The sequence below is a fragment of the Neptuniibacter sp. SY11_33 genome, from assembly GCF_047778025.1.
Lineage (GTDB): Bacteria > Pseudomonadota > Gammaproteobacteria > Pseudomonadales > Balneatricaceae > Neptuniibacter.
In genome coordinates, this window is sequence record NZ_CP180543.1 from 3,357,900 (window position 1) to 3,375,931 (window position 18,032).

19 protein-coding genes are annotated in these 18,032 nt (G+C 46.2%); 3 read left to right on the forward strand and 16 right to left on the reverse strand.

Annotated features, from left to right (window positions below; genetic code table 11):
- Positions 1–50: 50 nt before the first annotated feature.
- The 8 genes from ACMXYV_RS15865 to ffh form a co-directional block, all read right to left on the reverse strand.
- On the reverse strand, positions 51–791 hold the full coding sequence (locus tag ACMXYV_RS15865) for a DsbC family protein (RefSeq protein ID WP_415889419.1): 741 nt from the start codon (positions 789–791) through the stop codon (positions 51–53).
- An 87-nt stretch (positions 792–878) separates the two neighbouring features.
- Positions 879–1,724, reverse strand: a complete 846-nt coding sequence (gene xerD / locus ACMXYV_RS15870; protein ID WP_415891459.1) for a site-specific tyrosine recombinase XerD — start codon at positions 1,722–1,724, stop codon at positions 879–881.
- Positions 1,725–1,829: 105 nt separating this feature from the next.
- Complete coding sequence (locus ACMXYV_RS15875; RefSeq protein WP_415889420.1) at positions 1,830–3,236, reverse strand: hypothetical protein; 1,407 nt, start codon at positions 3,234–3,236, stop codon at positions 1,830–1,832.
- A 183-nt stretch (positions 3,237–3,419) separates the two neighbouring features.
- Entirely contained in the window at positions 3,420–3,776 is a 357-nt protein-coding gene (gene rplS, locus ACMXYV_RS15880) for a 50S ribosomal protein L19 (RefSeq protein WP_415882552.1), read from the reverse strand.
- Between the two features lie 17 nt (positions 3,777–3,793).
- Positions 3,794–4,543: a tRNA (guanosine(37)-N1)-methyltransferase TrmD gene (trmD, locus tag ACMXYV_RS15885; RefSeq protein ID WP_415889421.1), complete on the reverse strand. Its 750-nt coding sequence runs from the start codon at positions 4,541–4,543 to the stop codon at positions 3,794–3,796.
- A 3-nt stretch (positions 4,544–4,546) separates the two neighbouring features.
- Positions 4,547–5,080 (reverse strand): ribosome maturation factor RimM, encoded by a 534-nt coding sequence (gene rimM / locus ACMXYV_RS15890; protein WP_415889422.1) that lies wholly within the window; start codon positions 5,078–5,080, stop codon positions 4,547–4,549.
- 27 nt (positions 5,081–5,107) lie between these two features.
- Positions 5,108–5,356, reverse strand: coding sequence for a 30S ribosomal protein S16 (rpsP, locus tag ACMXYV_RS15895; protein ID WP_415882555.1), 249 nt, complete (start codon positions 5,354–5,356; stop codon positions 5,108–5,110).
- Positions 5,357–5,511: 155 nt separating this feature from the next.
- Entirely contained in the window at positions 5,512–6,924 is a 1,413-nt protein-coding gene (gene ffh, locus ACMXYV_RS15900) for a signal recognition particle protein (protein ID WP_415889423.1), read from the reverse strand.
- A gap of 221 nt (positions 6,925–7,145) precedes the next feature.
- Here ffh and ACMXYV_RS15905 point away from each other — a divergent pair, with 221 nt between their 5' ends.
- Positions 7,146–7,931 carry an inner membrane protein YpjD gene (locus ACMXYV_RS15905; protein ID WP_415889424.1) on the forward strand — a complete coding sequence of 262 codons (786 nt, stop codon included), beginning with the start codon at positions 7,146–7,148 and terminating at the stop codon, positions 7,929–7,931.
- Positions 7,932–8,028: 97 nt separating this feature from the next.
- Positions 8,029–9,300, forward strand: a complete 1,272-nt coding sequence (locus tag ACMXYV_RS15910) for an HlyC/CorC family transporter (RefSeq protein WP_415889425.1) — start codon at positions 8,029–8,031, stop codon at positions 9,298–9,300.
- Between the two features lie 61 nt (positions 9,301–9,361).
- Here ACMXYV_RS15910 and ACMXYV_RS15915 read toward each other — a convergent pair whose 3' ends face one another.
- From ACMXYV_RS15915 to ACMXYV_RS15930, 4 genes are read right to left on the reverse strand one after another with little or no spacing between them, the layout of a single operon-like run.
- Entirely contained in the window at positions 9,362–9,661 is a 300-nt protein-coding gene (locus ACMXYV_RS15915; RefSeq protein WP_415889426.1) for an MTH1187 family thiamine-binding protein, read from the reverse strand.
- A 6-nt stretch (positions 9,662–9,667) separates the two neighbouring features.
- Complete coding sequence (locus tag ACMXYV_RS15920) at positions 9,668–9,859, reverse strand: DUF1289 domain-containing protein (protein WP_415889427.1); 192 nt, start codon at positions 9,857–9,859, stop codon at positions 9,668–9,670.
- Between the two features lie 4 nt (positions 9,860–9,863).
- Positions 9,864–10,388: a gamma carbonic anhydrase family protein gene (locus ACMXYV_RS15925; RefSeq protein WP_415889428.1), complete on the reverse strand. Its 525-nt coding sequence runs from the start codon at positions 10,386–10,388 to the stop codon at positions 9,864–9,866.
- Between the two features lie 8 nt (positions 10,389–10,396).
- On the reverse strand, positions 10,397–11,005 hold the full coding sequence (locus ACMXYV_RS15930; RefSeq protein ID WP_415889429.1) for a CoA pyrophosphatase: 609 nt from the start codon (positions 11,003–11,005) through the stop codon (positions 10,397–10,399).
- Positions 11,006–11,187: 182 nt separating this feature from the next.
- On the opposite strand from ACMXYV_RS15930, the gene ACMXYV_RS15935 reads away from it, so the two are divergent.
- Positions 11,188–11,745 (forward strand): NUDIX hydrolase, encoded by a 558-nt coding sequence (locus ACMXYV_RS15935; protein WP_415889430.1) that lies wholly within the window; start codon positions 11,188–11,190, stop codon positions 11,743–11,745.
- An 18-nt stretch (positions 11,746–11,763) separates the two neighbouring features.
- On the opposite strand, the gene ACMXYV_RS15940 is transcribed toward ACMXYV_RS15935, so the two are convergent.
- From ACMXYV_RS15940 to ACMXYV_RS15955, 4 genes are all read right to left on the reverse strand, one after another.
- Positions 11,764–14,595 carry a cache domain-containing protein gene (locus ACMXYV_RS15940; protein ID WP_415889431.1) on the reverse strand — a complete coding sequence of 944 codons (2,832 nt, stop codon included), beginning with the start codon at positions 14,593–14,595 and terminating at the stop codon, positions 11,764–11,766.
- Between the two features lie 251 nt (positions 14,596–14,846).
- Complete coding sequence (locus ACMXYV_RS15945; RefSeq protein WP_415889432.1) at positions 14,847–16,658, reverse strand: V-type ATP synthase subunit A; 1,812 nt, start codon at positions 16,656–16,658, stop codon at positions 14,847–14,849.
- Positions 16,658–17,347, reverse strand: coding sequence for a DUF2764 family protein (locus ACMXYV_RS15950; protein WP_415889433.1), 690 nt, complete (start codon positions 17,345–17,347; stop codon positions 16,658–16,660). Before ACMXYV_RS15950 ends, ACMXYV_RS15945 begins: the two co-directional genes overlap by 1 nt.
- Positions 17,347–18,030 carry an ATPase gene (locus tag ACMXYV_RS15955; protein ID WP_415889434.1) on the reverse strand — a complete coding sequence of 228 codons (684 nt, stop codon included), beginning with the start codon at positions 18,028–18,030 and terminating at the stop codon, positions 17,347–17,349. The genes ACMXYV_RS15950 and ACMXYV_RS15955 overlap by 1 nt, the downstream gene beginning before the upstream one ends.
- Positions 18,031–18,032 lie beyond the last annotated feature (2 nt).

Here is an 18,032-nt window from a genome sequence, read left to right on the forward strand (position 1 = left end):
ACAAATAAAAAAGGAGGCTAAATAGCCTCCTTCTCAGTAATCACACTGGGTTATTTTTCAAGATCTAACAGTTTAACCAACTGCTGCGCTGGCGCATATCCTGGGTACAAACGACCATCTTCAAAAATAATTGCAGGCGTACCTGTCACACCGACAGACTGACCCAACTGCAGTTGATCTAATACAGGGTTATCACAAGTCTTAGCTGCTGGACGACCACCTGATTTAGCTTGATCCATCGCTTGACGACGACCTTCAGCACCCTCTGCACACCAGATAGATACCATGCTTTTAAAAGTACCTGTACCAGTACCATTACGAGGGTAAGCCAAGTAATTAACTTGAACACCTTGCTCGTTCAGAGCTGGAATCTCGGCATGCAGCTTACGGCAATATGGGCAATCGACATCTGTAAAGATATTCACAGTCGCTTTTACTTCACCCTTAGGCTTATAAACGACTAACTGTTCTTCATCTAGATCAGCCATCTGAACTTTACGCTGCGCACTTTTCTTACGCTCGGTTAGATCAACAAACCCTTCTTTGTCGGTGAAGCGATAGAGTTTACCAATAAGAAAGTATTCACCTTTCTCATCGGCATACAGCACTTCACCACTGTTTAACTCGACTTCACGCAATCCAGATAAAGGCGCATCGCCAATCTCTTTGACAACAATCCTAGCATCCACTTTCTTAAGGTTCTGTTCGATAATCCCTTCAGCTTCTGCCGCCATTACTGATGTGGCTACACACGCCCAAAGGCAAGCAAACGTTTTAAATAAGTTTTTCATAAAATTTCCAAATCTAATAAAGCTCAGACTTATGCCAATACCAAGAAGAGACTCTCGATCTAACGAAAAGTTCCACAGTCTAGCAGATTAACCTCGCGGGTGATGCTGCTGATGCAAGGATTGCAGTCGCTGTTGCGCTACATGGGTATAGATCTGCGTGGTAGATAGATCGCTATGGCCCAATAACATCTGAACCACACGTAGATCGGCACCATGATTGATCAAGTGAGTAGCAAAAGCATGTCGTAATACGTGTGGTGATAACGGCTTATCAATGCCGGCCGTTAGGGCATGACGTTTAACCCTGTGCCAAAAGGTTTGTCGAGTCATCTGCTGCCCTCGCCTACTTGGAAATACTACATCATCCATCTCTTCACCCATCAACAGAGGGCGAACTTGTGATTCATAGCGTTTCACCCAACTGATCGCTTCATCGCCCAAGGGAACCAAACGCTCTTTTCCGCCTTTACCCATGACTCGAATCACTCCCTGATTGAGGTTCATTTCATGCACTTTCAGAGCAACCAACTCAGAGACACGCAACCCTGTAGCATACAACACCTCCAGCATCGCACGATCTCTAAACTGCACAGGATCATTAAGCTCAGGGGCCTCTAATAAAGCTTCGACATCGGCCTCTGTTAGGGTTTTTGGCAGGCTACGGCCTTTTTTAGGGCTTTGAATCAGCAGCACAGGATCTTCCTCTATCTCCCCCTCACGAAGAAGATAACGGTACAAACCGCGCAGGCAGGATAACATTCTGGAGGTTGAACTAGGCCTTAATCGCTCTTTTACCCGCCATCCGAGGTAGGCCTGTATATCAGCCCTTGTACAGGTAAGTAAACGAACTGCATTAGGACGCAGCCAAATAGCAAACTGAGTAAGATCTCGACGGTAAGATGCTAAGGTATTGTCACTTAACCCCTTCTCCATCCAGACCACATCTAAATAAGTATCAATTAACTGCGCATCACTGGGATGCACCGTTTCCGCCTCACGTTTTTCTACCACTTATACTCCAAACGTCAGACAAACGCTCTAATGATATAACTGTGCACTTTGAATCTTATCGTAAGCCATCGGGTAAGTTGCAGTGCCACGACCACTAACGACACGATGCTCAACAGTGATGACTTTATCGGTTACAGCGACTAATCGCCCCTCAACTTTCTGACCAAAGTAAGTATAGAGAATCACCGACTTACCTATGTGAGCACCCAGCTCTTCAACAGCAATCTTCTTGAATGACTTTTGCACGGGTTTCTTCGGTTTAGGTCGCTGATACATAGTAACTGCAGGCACTACTTCCAGCTCTTCTTCGGGCTCTACAACCTTCTCGATCTCTTCACCTAATACCAATTCAGGAGGCTCTTGGCTTTGCATCAATTCTCGAAGCAAACGCTCCCCTTCTGGGTCTGGCTCAGACCAATCCAATCCATCAAGCGCTACATACTTCTTACTAAACTCAACATAAGGATTTAACTCGCGCACCAAATCGCTCGGCGTTTGAATTAACGCCATAGATTGAATACCAAACCCCTTAGGAACATCCACACGTAGATATAACGAGCTTCCCGGATTATTCAGACCTTCAAACGCATTAAATAGCTCATCAGGAATCTTCCAGCCTTCATAAGCTAAACGTTTTGAAAGTAAGTTTTTATAACGTTCGCGATAACTCTTAACCGGTTCTTTATTTAAATTCGCACAGAATTTATTACGCTTTTGGTTATAACCGCGATCAAAGTAGCGCGCTTCAATATGCTTTAGCTGCGGCTGAGCAAACACGATGGATTGCATATTCAATGTTTCGCTCGCAACCTTGAGCACCATCGACATACTTATATTCGCGACCTGCTTCGTCCTACTTTGCAGATCAAAATTCAATTCTCTATCAAGTGCATCAAAATGGTATTGAAAGGAAACATCAGAATTCAGGTGGCCGTAGCCCATTTTTCGAATTTCAGGTAAACCGATAAATTCCAAGCCACCACAAGCTAGTGCATCATAGCTTTGGCCTGCTTCACGCTGGGCTTCTAGCACCATACGCCCCCAATCCTGCATATACCCACTATTCAGGCTTATATTGAGGCCTTTGAGATCAACATTAAATGCATCAGGTAGCTCACCCTTGGAGAGCTTTTCTTCTAAATCGAGAACAAAGCCCCATGAAGGCGCCTTCAGTACTGCAAACTGAACATCAATTTCACCTTCTGAACCTGTTGGGACAAACGAGATACCTTTGAGGCCCACCTGAGCCTCCACAAGGTCGATATGAATATCTTGATAGGTCATTTTTGCAAAAGGCGCGATATCCTTTGCAAAGCTGTCCGCTGCAGTAGAGACCTTCCACCAGACAAAACCGTACACAGCGGCGAAAAGCGCAATCGGCGCACAAATAACCGATAGCACAGTTGCAATTTTTTTGATCACGTTAACTTGCATAAACCTTAGCCCCGAAAGCTCTCCCTATATGCACGGAACCCTAATGATAGTTGTTATTATGGGTGGGAACTGGCGAATCTGTCCAACCCTTTATCTATTCACTTGATGCTTCTCAACGAATAAACAGAAAACAAAAACAAAAAAAGCGGCATAAAGCCGCTTTTTTTAAGAGAGGAAGATGAATTAACCCAACTTCTCTTTGATACGTGCAGACTTACCGCTACGCTCACGTAGGTAGTAAAGTTTAGCCTGGCGAACATCACCACGACGTTTAACTTCAATGCTATCTACAGTAGTGCTGAAAGTCTGGAAAGTACGCTCAACGCCCACACCGTGAGAGATTTTACGTACAGTGAAAGCAGAGTTCACACCACGGTTACGCTTGCCCAGCACTACGCCTTCGAACGCCTGTAGACGTGTACGGTTACCTTCAACCACTTTTACCTGAACTACAACAGTATCACCTGGTGCGAATTCTGGTACTTCTTTGTTCATTTGTTCAGCTTCAAGCTGCTGAATAATTAGGTTCTTGCCGCTCATCGCTTGCTCCTAAACATTCAACCTTCGGACCCTTGGGTCTCCCGGATAAAATCGGTTAACAATGACTTTTGTTCAGTATCCAACTCAAGATCTTCTAGCAAATCAGGCCGGCGTTGCCAGGTTCTTCCTAATTGCTGCTTCAGACGCCAACGTCTGATCTCTTTGTGGTTGCCACTCAACAATACTTCAGGCACTTGCATATCGTCGAACTGTTCTGGTCGAGTATAGTGAGGACAGTCTAGTAATCCATCATGAAACGAATCTTCTGTAGCTGAATCCTGATGTCCTAAGACCCCAGGTACTAAACGAGAAACTGCATCAATCATAGTCATTGCCGGCAATTCACCGCCACTGAGGACAAAATCCCCAAGCGACCACTCTTCATCAATTTCCGTTTCTATCAGGCGCTCATCAATACCTTCATAACGCCCTGCTACCAGAATCAACCTCTCACGCGAAGCCAGTTCCTGTACGCCCTTATGATCCATGCGCCGGCCCTGCGGCGAAAGGTAAATTACTTTAGCCTCTCCACCCGCAGCTGCTTTAGCAGCATGGATAGCATCCCTAAGAGGTTGAATTTTCATCAACATTCCTGGGCCACCACCATAAGGTCGGTCATCTACAGTTTTATGCTTATCGTGTGTAAAGTCCCTAGGACTCCAGCACTGCATCTGTATCAAACCATTTTTCACCGCTTTACCTGTTACGCCGTAGCAACGAATTGCATCAAACATTTCAGGAAAGAGTGTCACCACCCCGAACCACATGGTTCAGAACTCTGGGTCCCAATCGACCCGCATCGTACCTGTTTCCAAGTCAATCTTTTTAATCACCTGATCAGGAAGATAAGGCAACAGACGCTCTTTTTGATCAATGCTGTCTGCTGTACCTTTCACAACCAATACATCATTTGCACCGGTTTCCATCAGGCGGATCACCTTGCCTAACAATTGGTCAGACTCGGTATAAACTAATAGGTTTTGTAACTGGCTCCAGTAATACTCACCCTCTTCCAATACTGGAAGCTGGCTCGCATCTACCGCAATATCTAAGCCGCAATAATTGCGAGCGATATCACGATCATCAACACCGGCCAGTTTTGCAATCAGGCCTTTACCATGGCGCTTGCTGGCTTCAACCTCTAAAGGCTTTAAAACACCATCAATTTTTAATAGCCAAGGCTTATAATTGAAAATATTCTCCATTGGATCGGTATGGGAATAAATTTTCACCCAACCCTTAACCCCATAGACCGCAGTAATGCTTCCTACAATGAGATGTTCATTATTTGGATTACTGCTCATTTTCAATCCTGATCAAAAACCTAAAAATTACTTAGCTGCTTTAGCTTCTTTTACTAGCTTAGCAACGCGCTCAGAAAGCTGTGCGCCTTTGCTCTGCCAGTATTCAACACGATCAAGATCGATACGAAGACCTTCTTCTTGACCACGTGCAGTTGGGTTAAAGAAACCAACACGCTCAATAAAACGGCTGTCACGCGCATTACGCGAGTCCGCTACTGAGATGTGATAGAAAGGACGCTTCTTAGCGCCACCACGAGACAAACGAATTATTACCATGCGTTAGACCCTTTTATTGAGTGGGTTTTGATATCGCCCACTGTTTGATGAACCAATCTGTTTTTAACGCAGATCGGACCGGAAAAATCAGGGCGGCAATTCTACGCGAATTTGCCGCCCTAATAAAGTGATTTCGTTTAATAAATGCGCAATTATTACATGCGTGGGAAGCCGCCAGGACCTCCCATGCCACCCATACCACCTGGGCCACCACCCATACCTGGTGGCAGCATGCCTTTCATTCCACGCATCATCTTCGACATACCGCCTTTGCCGCTGAACTTTTTCATCATTTTCGACATCTGCTTATGCTGTTTAAGCAGGCGGTTAACATCTTGCACTTGTGTACCAGAACCCATAGCAATACGCTTTTTACGAGAGCCAGAAATGATATCAGGCTTACGACGTTCCATCGGCGTCATTGAGTTAATGATTGCTTCCATCTGGTGCATACCTTTCTCGGCATTAGCAGCATCAGCCGCTTGCGCCAACTGCCCCATACCCGGCAGTTTATCTAGCATGCCCATCATGCCGCCCATATTCTTCATCTGCGAGATCTGTTCGCGGAAGTCTTCTAGATCAAAACCTTTACCTTTTTTGATCTTCTTAGCGAATTTCTCAGCTTTCTGCTTATCGATCTTCTGCTCGGCTTCTTCGATAAGGGAAAGGACGTCACCCATACCTAAGATACGGGAAGCGATACGATCAGGGTGGAATGGCTCTAAAGCATCAACTTTTTCACCCACACCTAAGAACTTGATTGGCTTACCTGTTATCTGACGCACAGAAAGCGCAGCACCGCCACGGGCATCACCATCGGTTTTTGTCAGAACAACACCGGTCAACGGTAACACTTCATTAAACGCTTTAGCCGTATTCGCCGCATCCTGACCTGTCATAGCATCAACAACAAACAGGGTTTCGATAGGATCAACCGCTTCATGTAAGCGCTTAATTTCACCCATCATATCTTCATCAACATGCAAACGACCTGCAGTATCCAGAAGAACGACATCATGATGCTGGATACGCGCATGGGCAATTGCAGCATTCGCGATATCAACTGGATCTTGCTCAGCCGTTGATGGGAAGAAGTCTACTTGTACTTCACCCGCTAGTGTTTCTAGCTGTTTGATCGCAGCTGGGCGATAGATGTCAGCAGAAACAACCAAAACCTTTTTCTTTTCACGCTCACGCAGGTGACGACCAAGCTTAGCCACAGAGGTAGTCTTACCCGCACCCTGAAGGCCGGCCATCATCACAACAGCAGGAGGCTTAGCCGCTAGGTTAAGCCCTTCATTAGCCTCACCCATAACCTTGACCATCTCTTCATTGACGATCTTCACAAAGACCTGACCCGGCGTCAGACTCTTGGTTACTTCGGTACCTACCGCGCGTTCTTTAACGCTGTTTACGAACTCTTTAACAACAGGCAACGCCACGTCTGCTTCAAGCAGCGCCATACGCACTTCACGCAATGTGCCCTTAATATTGTCTTCTGTCAGTTTCGCCTGACCCGTGACTGAACGTAGCGTATGCGTAAGTCGTTCTGTTAAATTCTCAAACATGTCCTGCCCCACACTTCCTCTTTACAGACAGCCTTAAAAGACCCATTACATAGAGGAAATCGATAATCTTGGATTAATAATCACAGTATTATACCGCACTCCAAGCATCCTTAGCAGCCCCTCTTCTTTTATCCTTCATCTATCTGTGACAAACTAAGGCTCGATTTACACTCCACCCTGTAAACACTGTTCTCCAGGAACACTGGACAGAAGAGACGAAGATGTTATCCATTTCTACATTAGTTGCCATTCTGCTTTACTCAACCGCAGGTTTTTTTCAATGGCAAATAATGCGCGGAGATCGCAAACAATCTCGCTCAATCAATCAGTCCTTAGGTCTTGCGGGGCTGGTAGCGCACACAGCTGCGATTTTTTTAGTACTGCACCAACCGGGCGGCATTAACCTCAGCCTCTTTAGCGTTGGTTCGTTGATCTCTTGGCTTGTAGCGGGCTTAGTATTACTCAGCAGTTTACGTCAGAGCATAGACAACCTCTTTATCGCCGTATTCCCAATGGCCGCCATGACGGTATTAGCCACTTGGGTTGCAGGTGTCGGCGAAGGCAAAGCCTACGATGCAGGATTAATCCTCCATATCCTGCTATCGATCTTGGCTTACAGCATCTTCACTATTGCGACCATTCAAGCCATTTTACTGTCACGACAAGTTTCGGCACTTAAGCATCATCACACACGCGGGTTGGTGTCTTCACTACCGCCACTGCAAACAATGGAACGCCTATTGTTTGAGATGCTTTGGACAGGACTTACACTATTAACCGCAGCGCTTGTCACTGGCTTTATATTCTTTGAAGACCTATTTGCCCAGCACCTTGTACACAAAACAGTGCTATCTCTGATCGCTTGGGGGCTTTATGCCATCTTACTATTTGGTCGCAATACTTTTGGCTGGAGAATAAACGCAGCTATTCGCTGGACGATCACAAGCTTTGCGATTCTGGCGATCGGTTTCTTTGGCAGTAAAGCCGTAATGGAATGGCTTATCTGATATCCAGATAAAAGCACGTATTATTCGAGAGTATGGCTTGACACTCTAAGAGCCACATTTAAAAATATCACTCCATTACTAATATAGGCATACCGTCTTGGAAGACGCATCGATAAGTTTTCTCTTGGGAGTCCTTGGCTTCCTAATCCTTTGTTCCGCTTTTTTCTCTAGTTCCGAAACCGGCATGATGTCGCTCAACCGATATCGCCTAAAACACTTAGTTAAGAAAAAGCACAGCGCCGCAATTCGCGTCAGCAAACTCCTTGCACGACCAGACCGCCTGATTGGCGTTATTCTGATCGGTAACAACTTTGTAAACATCCTTGCTTCGGCTATCGCCACTGTCATCTGCGTTCGCTTATGGGGCGACGCCGGCATTATGGTTGCCACCTTTGGCTTGACTGTATTGATCCTAATCTTTGCAGAAGTATCTCCAAAGACGATGGCTGCAATTCACCCTGAAAAGATCGCTTTTCCTGCCTCTTTAGTTCTGGCGCCGCTTTTAAAACTGATCTATCCGCTTGTGTGGATCATCAACGGTATTACTAACAACTTCCTTAAGCTATTTGGCGTTAATGTAACCGGCGACAACAGTCACCATCTCAGTACTGAAGAACTGCGCACGCTGGTACACGAAGCAGGCGCACTGCTTCCACAAAACAACCAGAACATGCTTCTTGGTGTGTTAGAACTATCCGAAGTAACAGTTAATGATGTCATGGTGCCACGTAACGAGGTACTGGGTATCGACCTAGATGATGACCTTGATACGATTATCTCGCAGTTAAGCCGTACTGAGCATACTCGCCTCCCAGTCTATCAAGGTGAGCTAAACAAGGTGGTCGGCCTACTGCACATGCGCAACCTAGCGCAGGTTTTCCACAGTGGTACCGTAACTAAGGCGGCGATCCTTCAAGTGATCCGAGAGCCTTACTTTATTCCGGAAAGCACTCCTTTACAGACGCAACTACTGCACTTCCAATCTCAAAACCGCCGTATCGGTATGGTGGTTGATGAGTATGGTGACGTACAAGGCATTGTGACGCTGGAAGACATCCTAGAAGAGATTGTGGGTGAGTTGTCATCGAACAACAAAGAAGCCGATCAAGATATCTTTTTGCAGGAAGACGGTAGCTATTTTGTCGATGGCACCGCTTATATCCGTGATGTAAATAAAGCGCTGGATTGGGAACTACCAACTGATGGCCCGAAAACAATGAACGGCCTGATAACAGAAACATTGGAGTCGATTCCTGATGCTAATGTTTGCCTGCAGTTGGAACAGTACCGCATCGAAACACTTCAAGTCAGCGACAATGTAATTAAGACCGCTCGCATTATCGCCCTGCCTAAACCGGTAGAAGAATAGAGTTCAGAAGGCCGACTCCCTAGGTAGCTACTCTACTAAAGGGAGTCATTTAAGCCAGCTTCTAACTAAGCTTAGCTTGAACGCTATCCACCTTATCCTGCATCGTTTGCTCTCTATCTGTACGTGTACCTAAGCGCATTGATGTCGTTATTCTCGGCGCACCCATTTCATGTACAGTTTCATGACAGCGCTTCACCGCCAACATGACCTCATCCCAGTCGCCTTCAACATTGGTGCCGTATGCATGCATCTGGTGACTTAGACCTGCCTTATCAAAAATTTGCTGACAAGCCGCTACATACTCAGATACTGACACACCGACACCTAAAGGCACGATACAGATATCAATCATAACCTTCATCTTGGATTACTCCGGTAACTGGCCTTGCTCACGCAGCTTAATTTTTTCCCAGACAGCGCGTTTTTCATCATTTGAGTAAACACCCCATTCCGCTATTTCGATACCACTTCGCTGACAGGCGATACATAAGTCATTCTCATCCAGCGCACAAACTCCTACACAAGGGTTTGGCACAGGTTTATTCTCTTGCTTGGTCATACTTCTACTTCTGAACTGTTAATTCTTTCTTAAATCGACGCATATTTTCGACGTAGTGAAGTGCATTTTGCCTAATACCTTCCACCTGCTCATCACTCAACGTACGCTTAATTACAGCAGGAGAGCCCACCACTAAGGAGTTATCTGGTATTTCCATCCCTTCCGGGACCAATGTCTTAGCGCCGATCAAGCAACCTTTGCCAATTCTGGCACCGTTCAAGATAACCGCACCGATACCAATAAGCGAACCATCACCCACCTCACAGCCATGAAGCATCGCCATATGTCCAACAGTGACATCCCGACCTATGCTCATTGGGAAGCCACTATCGGTATGCAACACCGAACCATCTTGGATATTACTTCCTTCACCGATAACGATAGGGTCATTATCTCCACGGATAACGACGTTAAACCAGATAGAAGCACGATCATGTAGCTCTACATTACCGATAACGGTCGCATTCTCCGCCACAAAATGCTCTTCACCCACTAACGAAACTGCTTGCTCACCTAACGAATACAACATAGTCCCCCTCAAGACCCACTAGTGAAATGACGAACCTTATGTTCAGGCCGTGGCTTCATTGGAATATTAGCCCCACAACCTTCATTTAGTAACTCTGCCAACATATAAGCAGTTAAGCCCCAAATTATATGGCCATTAAACTCCCATGCTGGAACATAGATACTCTGATTTTTAAAACGTATCTCATCCGTTGCATAACGGTTATCCGCAAGAAAAAAACTCAACGGCACTGTAAAGATCTCATCCAGCTCAGCTGGGTTCGCTGTAAATTCAAGGTCTGACGGAATCACGCCCACCCAAGGGGTCACCTGCAAGCCATGCTTAGATCTCACCTGCCCCAATTGCCCGATGACATCAACATGCTCAGGTGCTAAACCAATCTCCTCTTCGGCTTCGCGCAAGGCAGTGAAGAGTAGATCTGTATCCGTATCATCATATTTACCGCCAGGGAATGCTATTTCACCACTGTGAGATGACAGGGTTGCCGATCGTTTGGTCAACACAACATGCGGGTCGTCATGATCGGTCAAAGCGATCAAAACGCTGGCTTTAGGTGATGTTTCAGGCAAGCTGCGAGGCTCAAACCCCACTAAGCGCTCGCGAATAATTGTGAGCATAAGCGTATCTTAAAAACTGAAGCTCTACTTAGATTAAAATGATTATATAGCTTAATAGTAACAGAGCTATTGAGTGAACAGCCAAAAGAAACTTGGCCCTCGCTTTTTAACCTCATGGTGATAACCTAAGCTACTCATGCATTTCTTGCCTTAAGACAGATGGACTAACCTAGGTTAATTGAATGAACTACTGCCCTAACTGCGCCGGCACACTTACTTTCAGCATTCCTGAAGGGGACCACCTTCCTAGGCATATCTGCGACAACTGCAACACTATCCATTACTCAAACCCAAAGGTCATTACCGGCTGCGTGCCGATCTACCAAGATAAGGTCTTACTGTGCAAACGCGCCATTGAGCCTCGCAAAGGCTATTGGACCTTGCCTGCTGGGTTTATGGAGAACAATGAATCCACTTTAGAAGGTGCAATGAGAGAGACTCGAGAAGAGGCAAATGCCGAAGTTAAGATCAGTCACCTCTACACCATCACTTCGATCGTGCATGTGAATCAGGTACAGATGCTCTATCTGGCTTACATGGACAAGCCAGAGTATTCAATCAGTTCAGAATCATTGGAAGTTGAGCTATTTAGTGAAGAAGAGATCCCTTGGGATGAACTCGCCTTCCCCACCATCAAGAAGGCGCTAACCTATTACTTTGCCGATCGCAAAAATAACCACTTCCCATTGCGCGAAAATGTTGTAAACCGCTCTATGCAACACCCCAAAGAAGCCGTTTAATACATCACTAGCCCATGACTAGCTAAAGTAACGCTCAGTCACAGCATCAGCTGGTATCGGCTTCTCGTAATAGTAACCCTGCCCTTCCATACAGCCTGCCTGAGCCAAGAACTCGGCCTGCTCGGCTGTTTCAATGCCTTCCGCAACTGTAATCAAGCCGAAGTGACTCGCCACATCAATAATCGCAGCACTAATAGCAGCATCATCAGGGTTATCCGGTAGATCATCAATAAATGCACGATCGATCTTTAGCTGATCCAGATTGAAACGCTTCAAATACGCCATACTGGAGTACCCCGTACCGAAATCATCCAAGGACAACTGTACGCCCAGACCTTTGAGATCGTGTAACAACTGCAAAGTTTTATCCTGATCATGCATCAAGGTACTTTCGGTGATTTCCAACACCAATGAAGCAGGATCGATCGCAGACAATTGCAGAGCCGCCTCAACTTCTTCAACCAATTCTGGTCTAAATTGACGCACAGATACGTTCACAGACATTGTAAATGGCTGATCAGACTGCTTGCCCCACTCAGCCGCTTGCTGACAAGCCTGCTGCAACACCCAGCCGCCGATTGGTAAGATTAAGCCAGTTTCCTCAGCGAGAGGGATAAAGTTATTCGGAGGAACCAAACCAAGATTTGGGTGCTGCCAACGAATCAGCGCCTCACAACCAGCTAAAGAGCCATCGGATAGGTTCACTTGCGGTTGATAATAAAGCTCAAACTCTTGATGCTCAATCGCTTTACGCAGAGCGATCTCAACCTGCAGGCGCTCTGAAGCACGTCGATTCATTTCAGCGGTGTAGAACTGATAGTTATTGCGGCCCTGATTTTTAGCGAAGTGCACCGCAGCATCAGCGTTACGTAACAACTGGTCGAAATCATCACCATCATCGGGGAATACTGAGATACCGATACTTGGTGTAATCATCAAATGGCTATCGCTTTGCAACGGTTCAGAAACTCGGTGAATAATGCGTTCACATAAGTTAGCGGCCTGCTCTAAATGCTTTAAATTCGGCAAGAGAACACTGAACTCATCGCCACCTAAGCGACTCACTGTATCTGCTTCACGTACCTCATGCTGGATGCGCTCAGCGACCATCTGCAGAATTTCATCACCAAAGCGGTGACCAAGACTGTCGTTGATGTTTTTAAAGTTATCTAAGTCGATATACAGAAGCGCAAAGCGCTGTTTGGTCGCCCTACAACTAAGCGAGATGGTTTGATCTACTTTATAGCCCAGCAGGCGTCGATTTGGCAGGTTGGTCAAAGAATCGTAGTCAGACAGATACCGTAGCTTATCTTCTACTTCTTTACGCTCCGTCAGATCAGTAATGGCAGCGATATAGTTCTGAACTTCACCTTGTTCGTTGTGAGAAGCACGAATAGAGAGCCACTGCGGGAATATTTCGCCATTCTTACGGCGGTTCCAGATGTCACCACCCCAAGCGCCTTTCGCATGGATCTCTTCCCACATTTCCTTGTAGAAATCAGCACTATGCTGGCCTGATTGTAACAAGCGCGGGTTACGCCCTATCACTTCATCAGCAGTGTATCCCGTAATATCGACAAAGGCATCATTCACAGCCAACAGTCTACAATCTGCATCGGTCACCATAATCCCTTCACTGGCATTATCAAAAACTCGCGAAGCCAACAGTAGAGCGTTCTGTTTATTTTCAATTTCGTCCTGATATTTACCAAATTGGCGGTTCAACCAACCGGAAAAGACAAACGTCAATGATAGGGTTGCACAGGTAGCTAAAAACAGGAATGCATAGATCTGGGCACGATCCTCTCGCATGGTTTTCTCGACCATTTCCTGCTGTTTGCTCATCAATTTCCTGATGTCATCAGGATAGAAACCACCAACCAAGACCCAACCCAACTCAGGCACTGTCTCTACCAATGATATTTTAGGATGCGGCCCTTCACCGTTAGGGTAATACCACTCATACTCGATAAATCCGCCGCCATTTTTTGCAGTCTCATAAATAAGATCCAGAACTTTACGTTCTTTCTTGCTCATTTTGGCACTAGGGTTATGCCCGGTCAGTGAGCTTACCCCAGCAGTCGAGAGTAAATTCCCCTCAGTATCAAACACTGCGAGATAACCGTTCTCACCGAAACGAATCGTTTCTAAACGTTTCAAAGCCTGTTCTTTAAGATCATTCTCTATTTGATAGAGGTAATCGCCAGTCCCAATAATCCATCGATAAGGTTCAAATGCTTTTACAAAGGCGATCTTTTCCGTCATCTGGCTCTGATCATGCGGCGGATACCATCGATAACGGGAGAACCCCTCTCTTTCAGAGTTCTCTACCGCATCTAACAAACCACGCATAATATAATGACCGGTGTCGTCCTGATTATCGTACAGAGACTGCCCCTCCACCCCTGGCGAAGTCGGCAATAGAATACAGATGCCTTGGTCATCATCGATAAAAATGTAACCTCGACCATTAAAGAAACGTAGATCGCGCAAAGTCTCACGAATGAGGGACTTCACTTCTGTTTCAGGTCTTAGGAGAGATTCACGATCATAGATAGTTTGCGCGATCGTATGGGCTTTAAGAACTTCTTCACGTGATTTTTGCTTCAGAACAGCTTCTGCTTGAGCCACCATATACTGGATATAGTCTTTAGCGCCATCAAGCTCAGTGACTAGGTGATCTCGCCCTTTATCCATAAACTCCTTTTCCAAAGAAGCTAGGCGATACTCACTATCTCGTTGGTTTTTGTATAAAAAATGCGTGGCTACAGCTGCTAATAGCATCACTGCTATGGCAACTGATCCCCAAAGGAGGTAACGCGGCAATGCACCTACATTAGTGGGTGTCATAGAGGTAGACCTCTATAATTGCAACGATGGATAGAAACCGCATCTACTTTTCCATCGTGATAAAGCCGACTGGCTACGCACATCTAATAAATGGCCCAATACAAACAAAAAGAACCGACCTGCCACTTTAACAGATTTTGTCAATAAACAGACCATCCATCCGGTCAAAAATTTGATCTAGGTCAAACTACCATAATTTATAGCAGCCAACAAAGAACAGAGGCTTTACTTTAGACCAGTACAGATGCGGATTAAGGCTGTGCTAACTTGGTATTTATCTCATCCAAATAGCGCTGATAATCAGGGCTATCGCTACGACTATAATTAAGATTACGAAATAATCCTGTCAGGGTGACAAAATAGTCCCTCACCGCAACCTTATCTTTGAATTCTTTCGTTGAGATCAGAGCTGTCCTCAACAGAGTAAACAACGCTTGTTGACGTTCGATGGGGGCCGATATATCGACATCATCAAAAGCATCCTGCTGCAAGTAGACCTGATCTAAACAGATAGATTTGTGGAAAAGAATATAATCCTGCAGGGTAACTCCCTCTTCACCCGTTACCTGCATCATCTGCTGAACCGCCTCACCTTGATCAAGCAACTGCTGCATCTCTTTCACTTGAGACACCCAATCAGCACCTAAATGTTCGGCATACCAATCGGCAAGCTGGTCTAAATAGCGTGACCATGAAATCAACGGATCTACAGCTGGATAAGCACGCTTATAAGCCCGTTCGGCACTCAAGCCTAAAAAAGTCTTCACTGTTCGCAGAGTTGATTGGGTAACCGGCTCTTCAAAGTTACCTCCGGCAGGGGAAACAGTGCCAATCAGGGTTAGACTTCCCATATCCCCAGCATTATTTTCAATCAAACCCGCACGCTCATAAAGCGCCCGCACTGCAGAGTCCAAGTAGGCTGGAAATGCTTCCTCTCCCGGTATTTCCTCTAAACGCCCCGAGGTTTCTCGCATCGCCTGAGCCCAACGCGATGTGGAGTCGGCAATCAACAGCACGTTATAACCCATCTGGCGATAGTACTCAGAGATGGTGATCCCGGTATAGATCGATGCCTCACGGGCCGCCACCGGCATAGATGAGGTATTACAGATAATGACCGTACGATCCATTAAGGTTCCGCCTTTCGGATCCGGCATATTTGGAAACTCCGTGATCGTCTCCACCACCTCACCTGCCCGTTCACCACAGGCCACGATCACTACGATATCCACATCAGAAAAGCGAGAGATCAGACTCTGTAAAACGGTTTTACCCGCCCCAAAGGGCCCCGGAATACATGCGGTTCCACCTCGGGCGACAGGGAAGAAAGTGTCGATAAGGCGAATCGAAGTAAGTAGTGGCTCTTGCGGATAATGCCGTTTGCTTTTTCCAGACCTAAGTAAAGGCTCACTTACTGGTACACGCACAGGCCACTTCTGCTGCATTGTGACTTCAATTTCTTCACCTTGCTCAAGACGCAAACGTGCAACTGGCGTAGTTACCGTAAAACTCCCCTCCTGAATCCAGCTAACTTCTGCCTCACCATAGAGGTTAAACGGCGCCATAATCCGATGTTTAAATCGCCCCTCTTGAACATTGCCAATCAGATCACCGGCTTTGACACGATCACCAACTTTAATACTTGGTTGGAATGCCCAATGCTGCTGTTGATCAATCCCTTCAACTTCCAAACCTCGAGGAAGGAAGAAGCCATTCTGTGATGCAATGATCTCTAGAGGGTTCTGCAAACCATCATATACCTGACCCAACAAACCAGGCCCAAGAGCAACCGAAAGCATATCGCCGCTTTGTCTCACGGGGTCGCCAACCGCCACACCACGAGTATTCTCAAATACTTGGACATCTGCTTCTCCGTGACGCACTCGAAGCACTTCCGCCTGCAAATACTCCTGCCGTCCATCCATAGCGGTCCGAACAGGGCAGATATATACCACCTCATTTTTCAGAATCGGATAAAACACACCCTCTTCATCTTTACCCAGTTCGACGGTGACAATGTCATCGCGTACTGCAACTACCTGAGCTGTAATTTTCTGATCCACTAGACTTCCCCCTGAGCTAATTGCTGCTCTAGGCCTGTCATTTCCAATAACTGCATATTTGCCCTGTTAAACTCTGTTAGAGCGGCTTCAGCATCATAATTCAGATGGCGCTCGGCGATAGTCCAACGCAATACAAAACAGGCTAGCGCTGCAAAATTAAACCCATGTTGTTTCTCACAAAACGCTAGGTCCTGCCACAACCACTGGTTTAAGGTTTGCTCCACCAGCAATGCATCCTCTTTAGCTAAAACTCGTTGTAAAGGTTGTAGCTGTGGACACACTTCCTCTAAGCCAAATCCGGGCTCAAACCAATGTTTGCGAATACGCGGTAACCATCGACCTACGCCATAAAACAACGCAGAATTTTCCATGCCTGCTGAACGACTACGAAGTGCAGCCATCAGCGTTCTCAACTCCAAATGAAACAGAATACGCTGACGTAGAATTTCGCTATTCACCTGACCAAGTTGATCGGTCCACTGCTGCACAACCTCTTTATCCGTCGAACCTCGTAACACCTTCTCATCGGGATAATAAAGGCGCTCAACCAAGGCTAGTTGCTGCCTATCAGCATCGGTCAGCATGGTTAAACGCTGATCCAATGCAATACGCGATAGCGGCATCTGCTTACACTGTTCTAAATCGGGCAACCAAGGTAGCGCTGTGATTAAGGTGTAATAGTCGGACACTAGCGAATCACTCCCTCGATAATCGCTCTGAAGCGAGGCTGTAGATGTTTTAACAACAGCTTAGAGATAGCTTCGCTACTCAGATCTACTTCCACCTCCTCTCCTTGCAAACGAACACGAATACCTTTGCCTTGGTGAAGATCAAAACTGATGCCATCGCGCATCTGTTCAGCAGCAAGAGACTGAACAAACTGACTCAATTTACCTTCGCGGTACTCTTTAGGATTGCGGCGCAATTCATCCAAACCGATGTAATCATCCGGCAGAAGCAGCTCAATTTCCGGAGCATCAACGATGCCATGGTCGTGACTTGCTTTAGCTACCAATGAAAGAATCAAGTTACGCATAAATTCAGCATTATCCATCTGCTGCGCAACCAAACGCTCTACTTGATCAGTGAAAGAGTGAGATAAGGTTTCTCTAACTTCCAGATGCATATCACGCGCAGCGATTTTTAGTGCATCTTCGCCAGATTGTTGAAGTTTTTCTGCTTCTTTACGTGCCTTACTGACGATCTGCTCTGCTTCTTGCTTCGCTTGTGATAACAACCAGTCTGCACGATGCTCCGCTTCCTCAACTAAGGCCTCGGCCTCATGCTGACCTTTTTCCACACCCTGTTGGCGTAATTTTTCGATCAGCTCTTCAACGCCTGAAGACGCATAAGCTTTATGCTCATTACTCATCA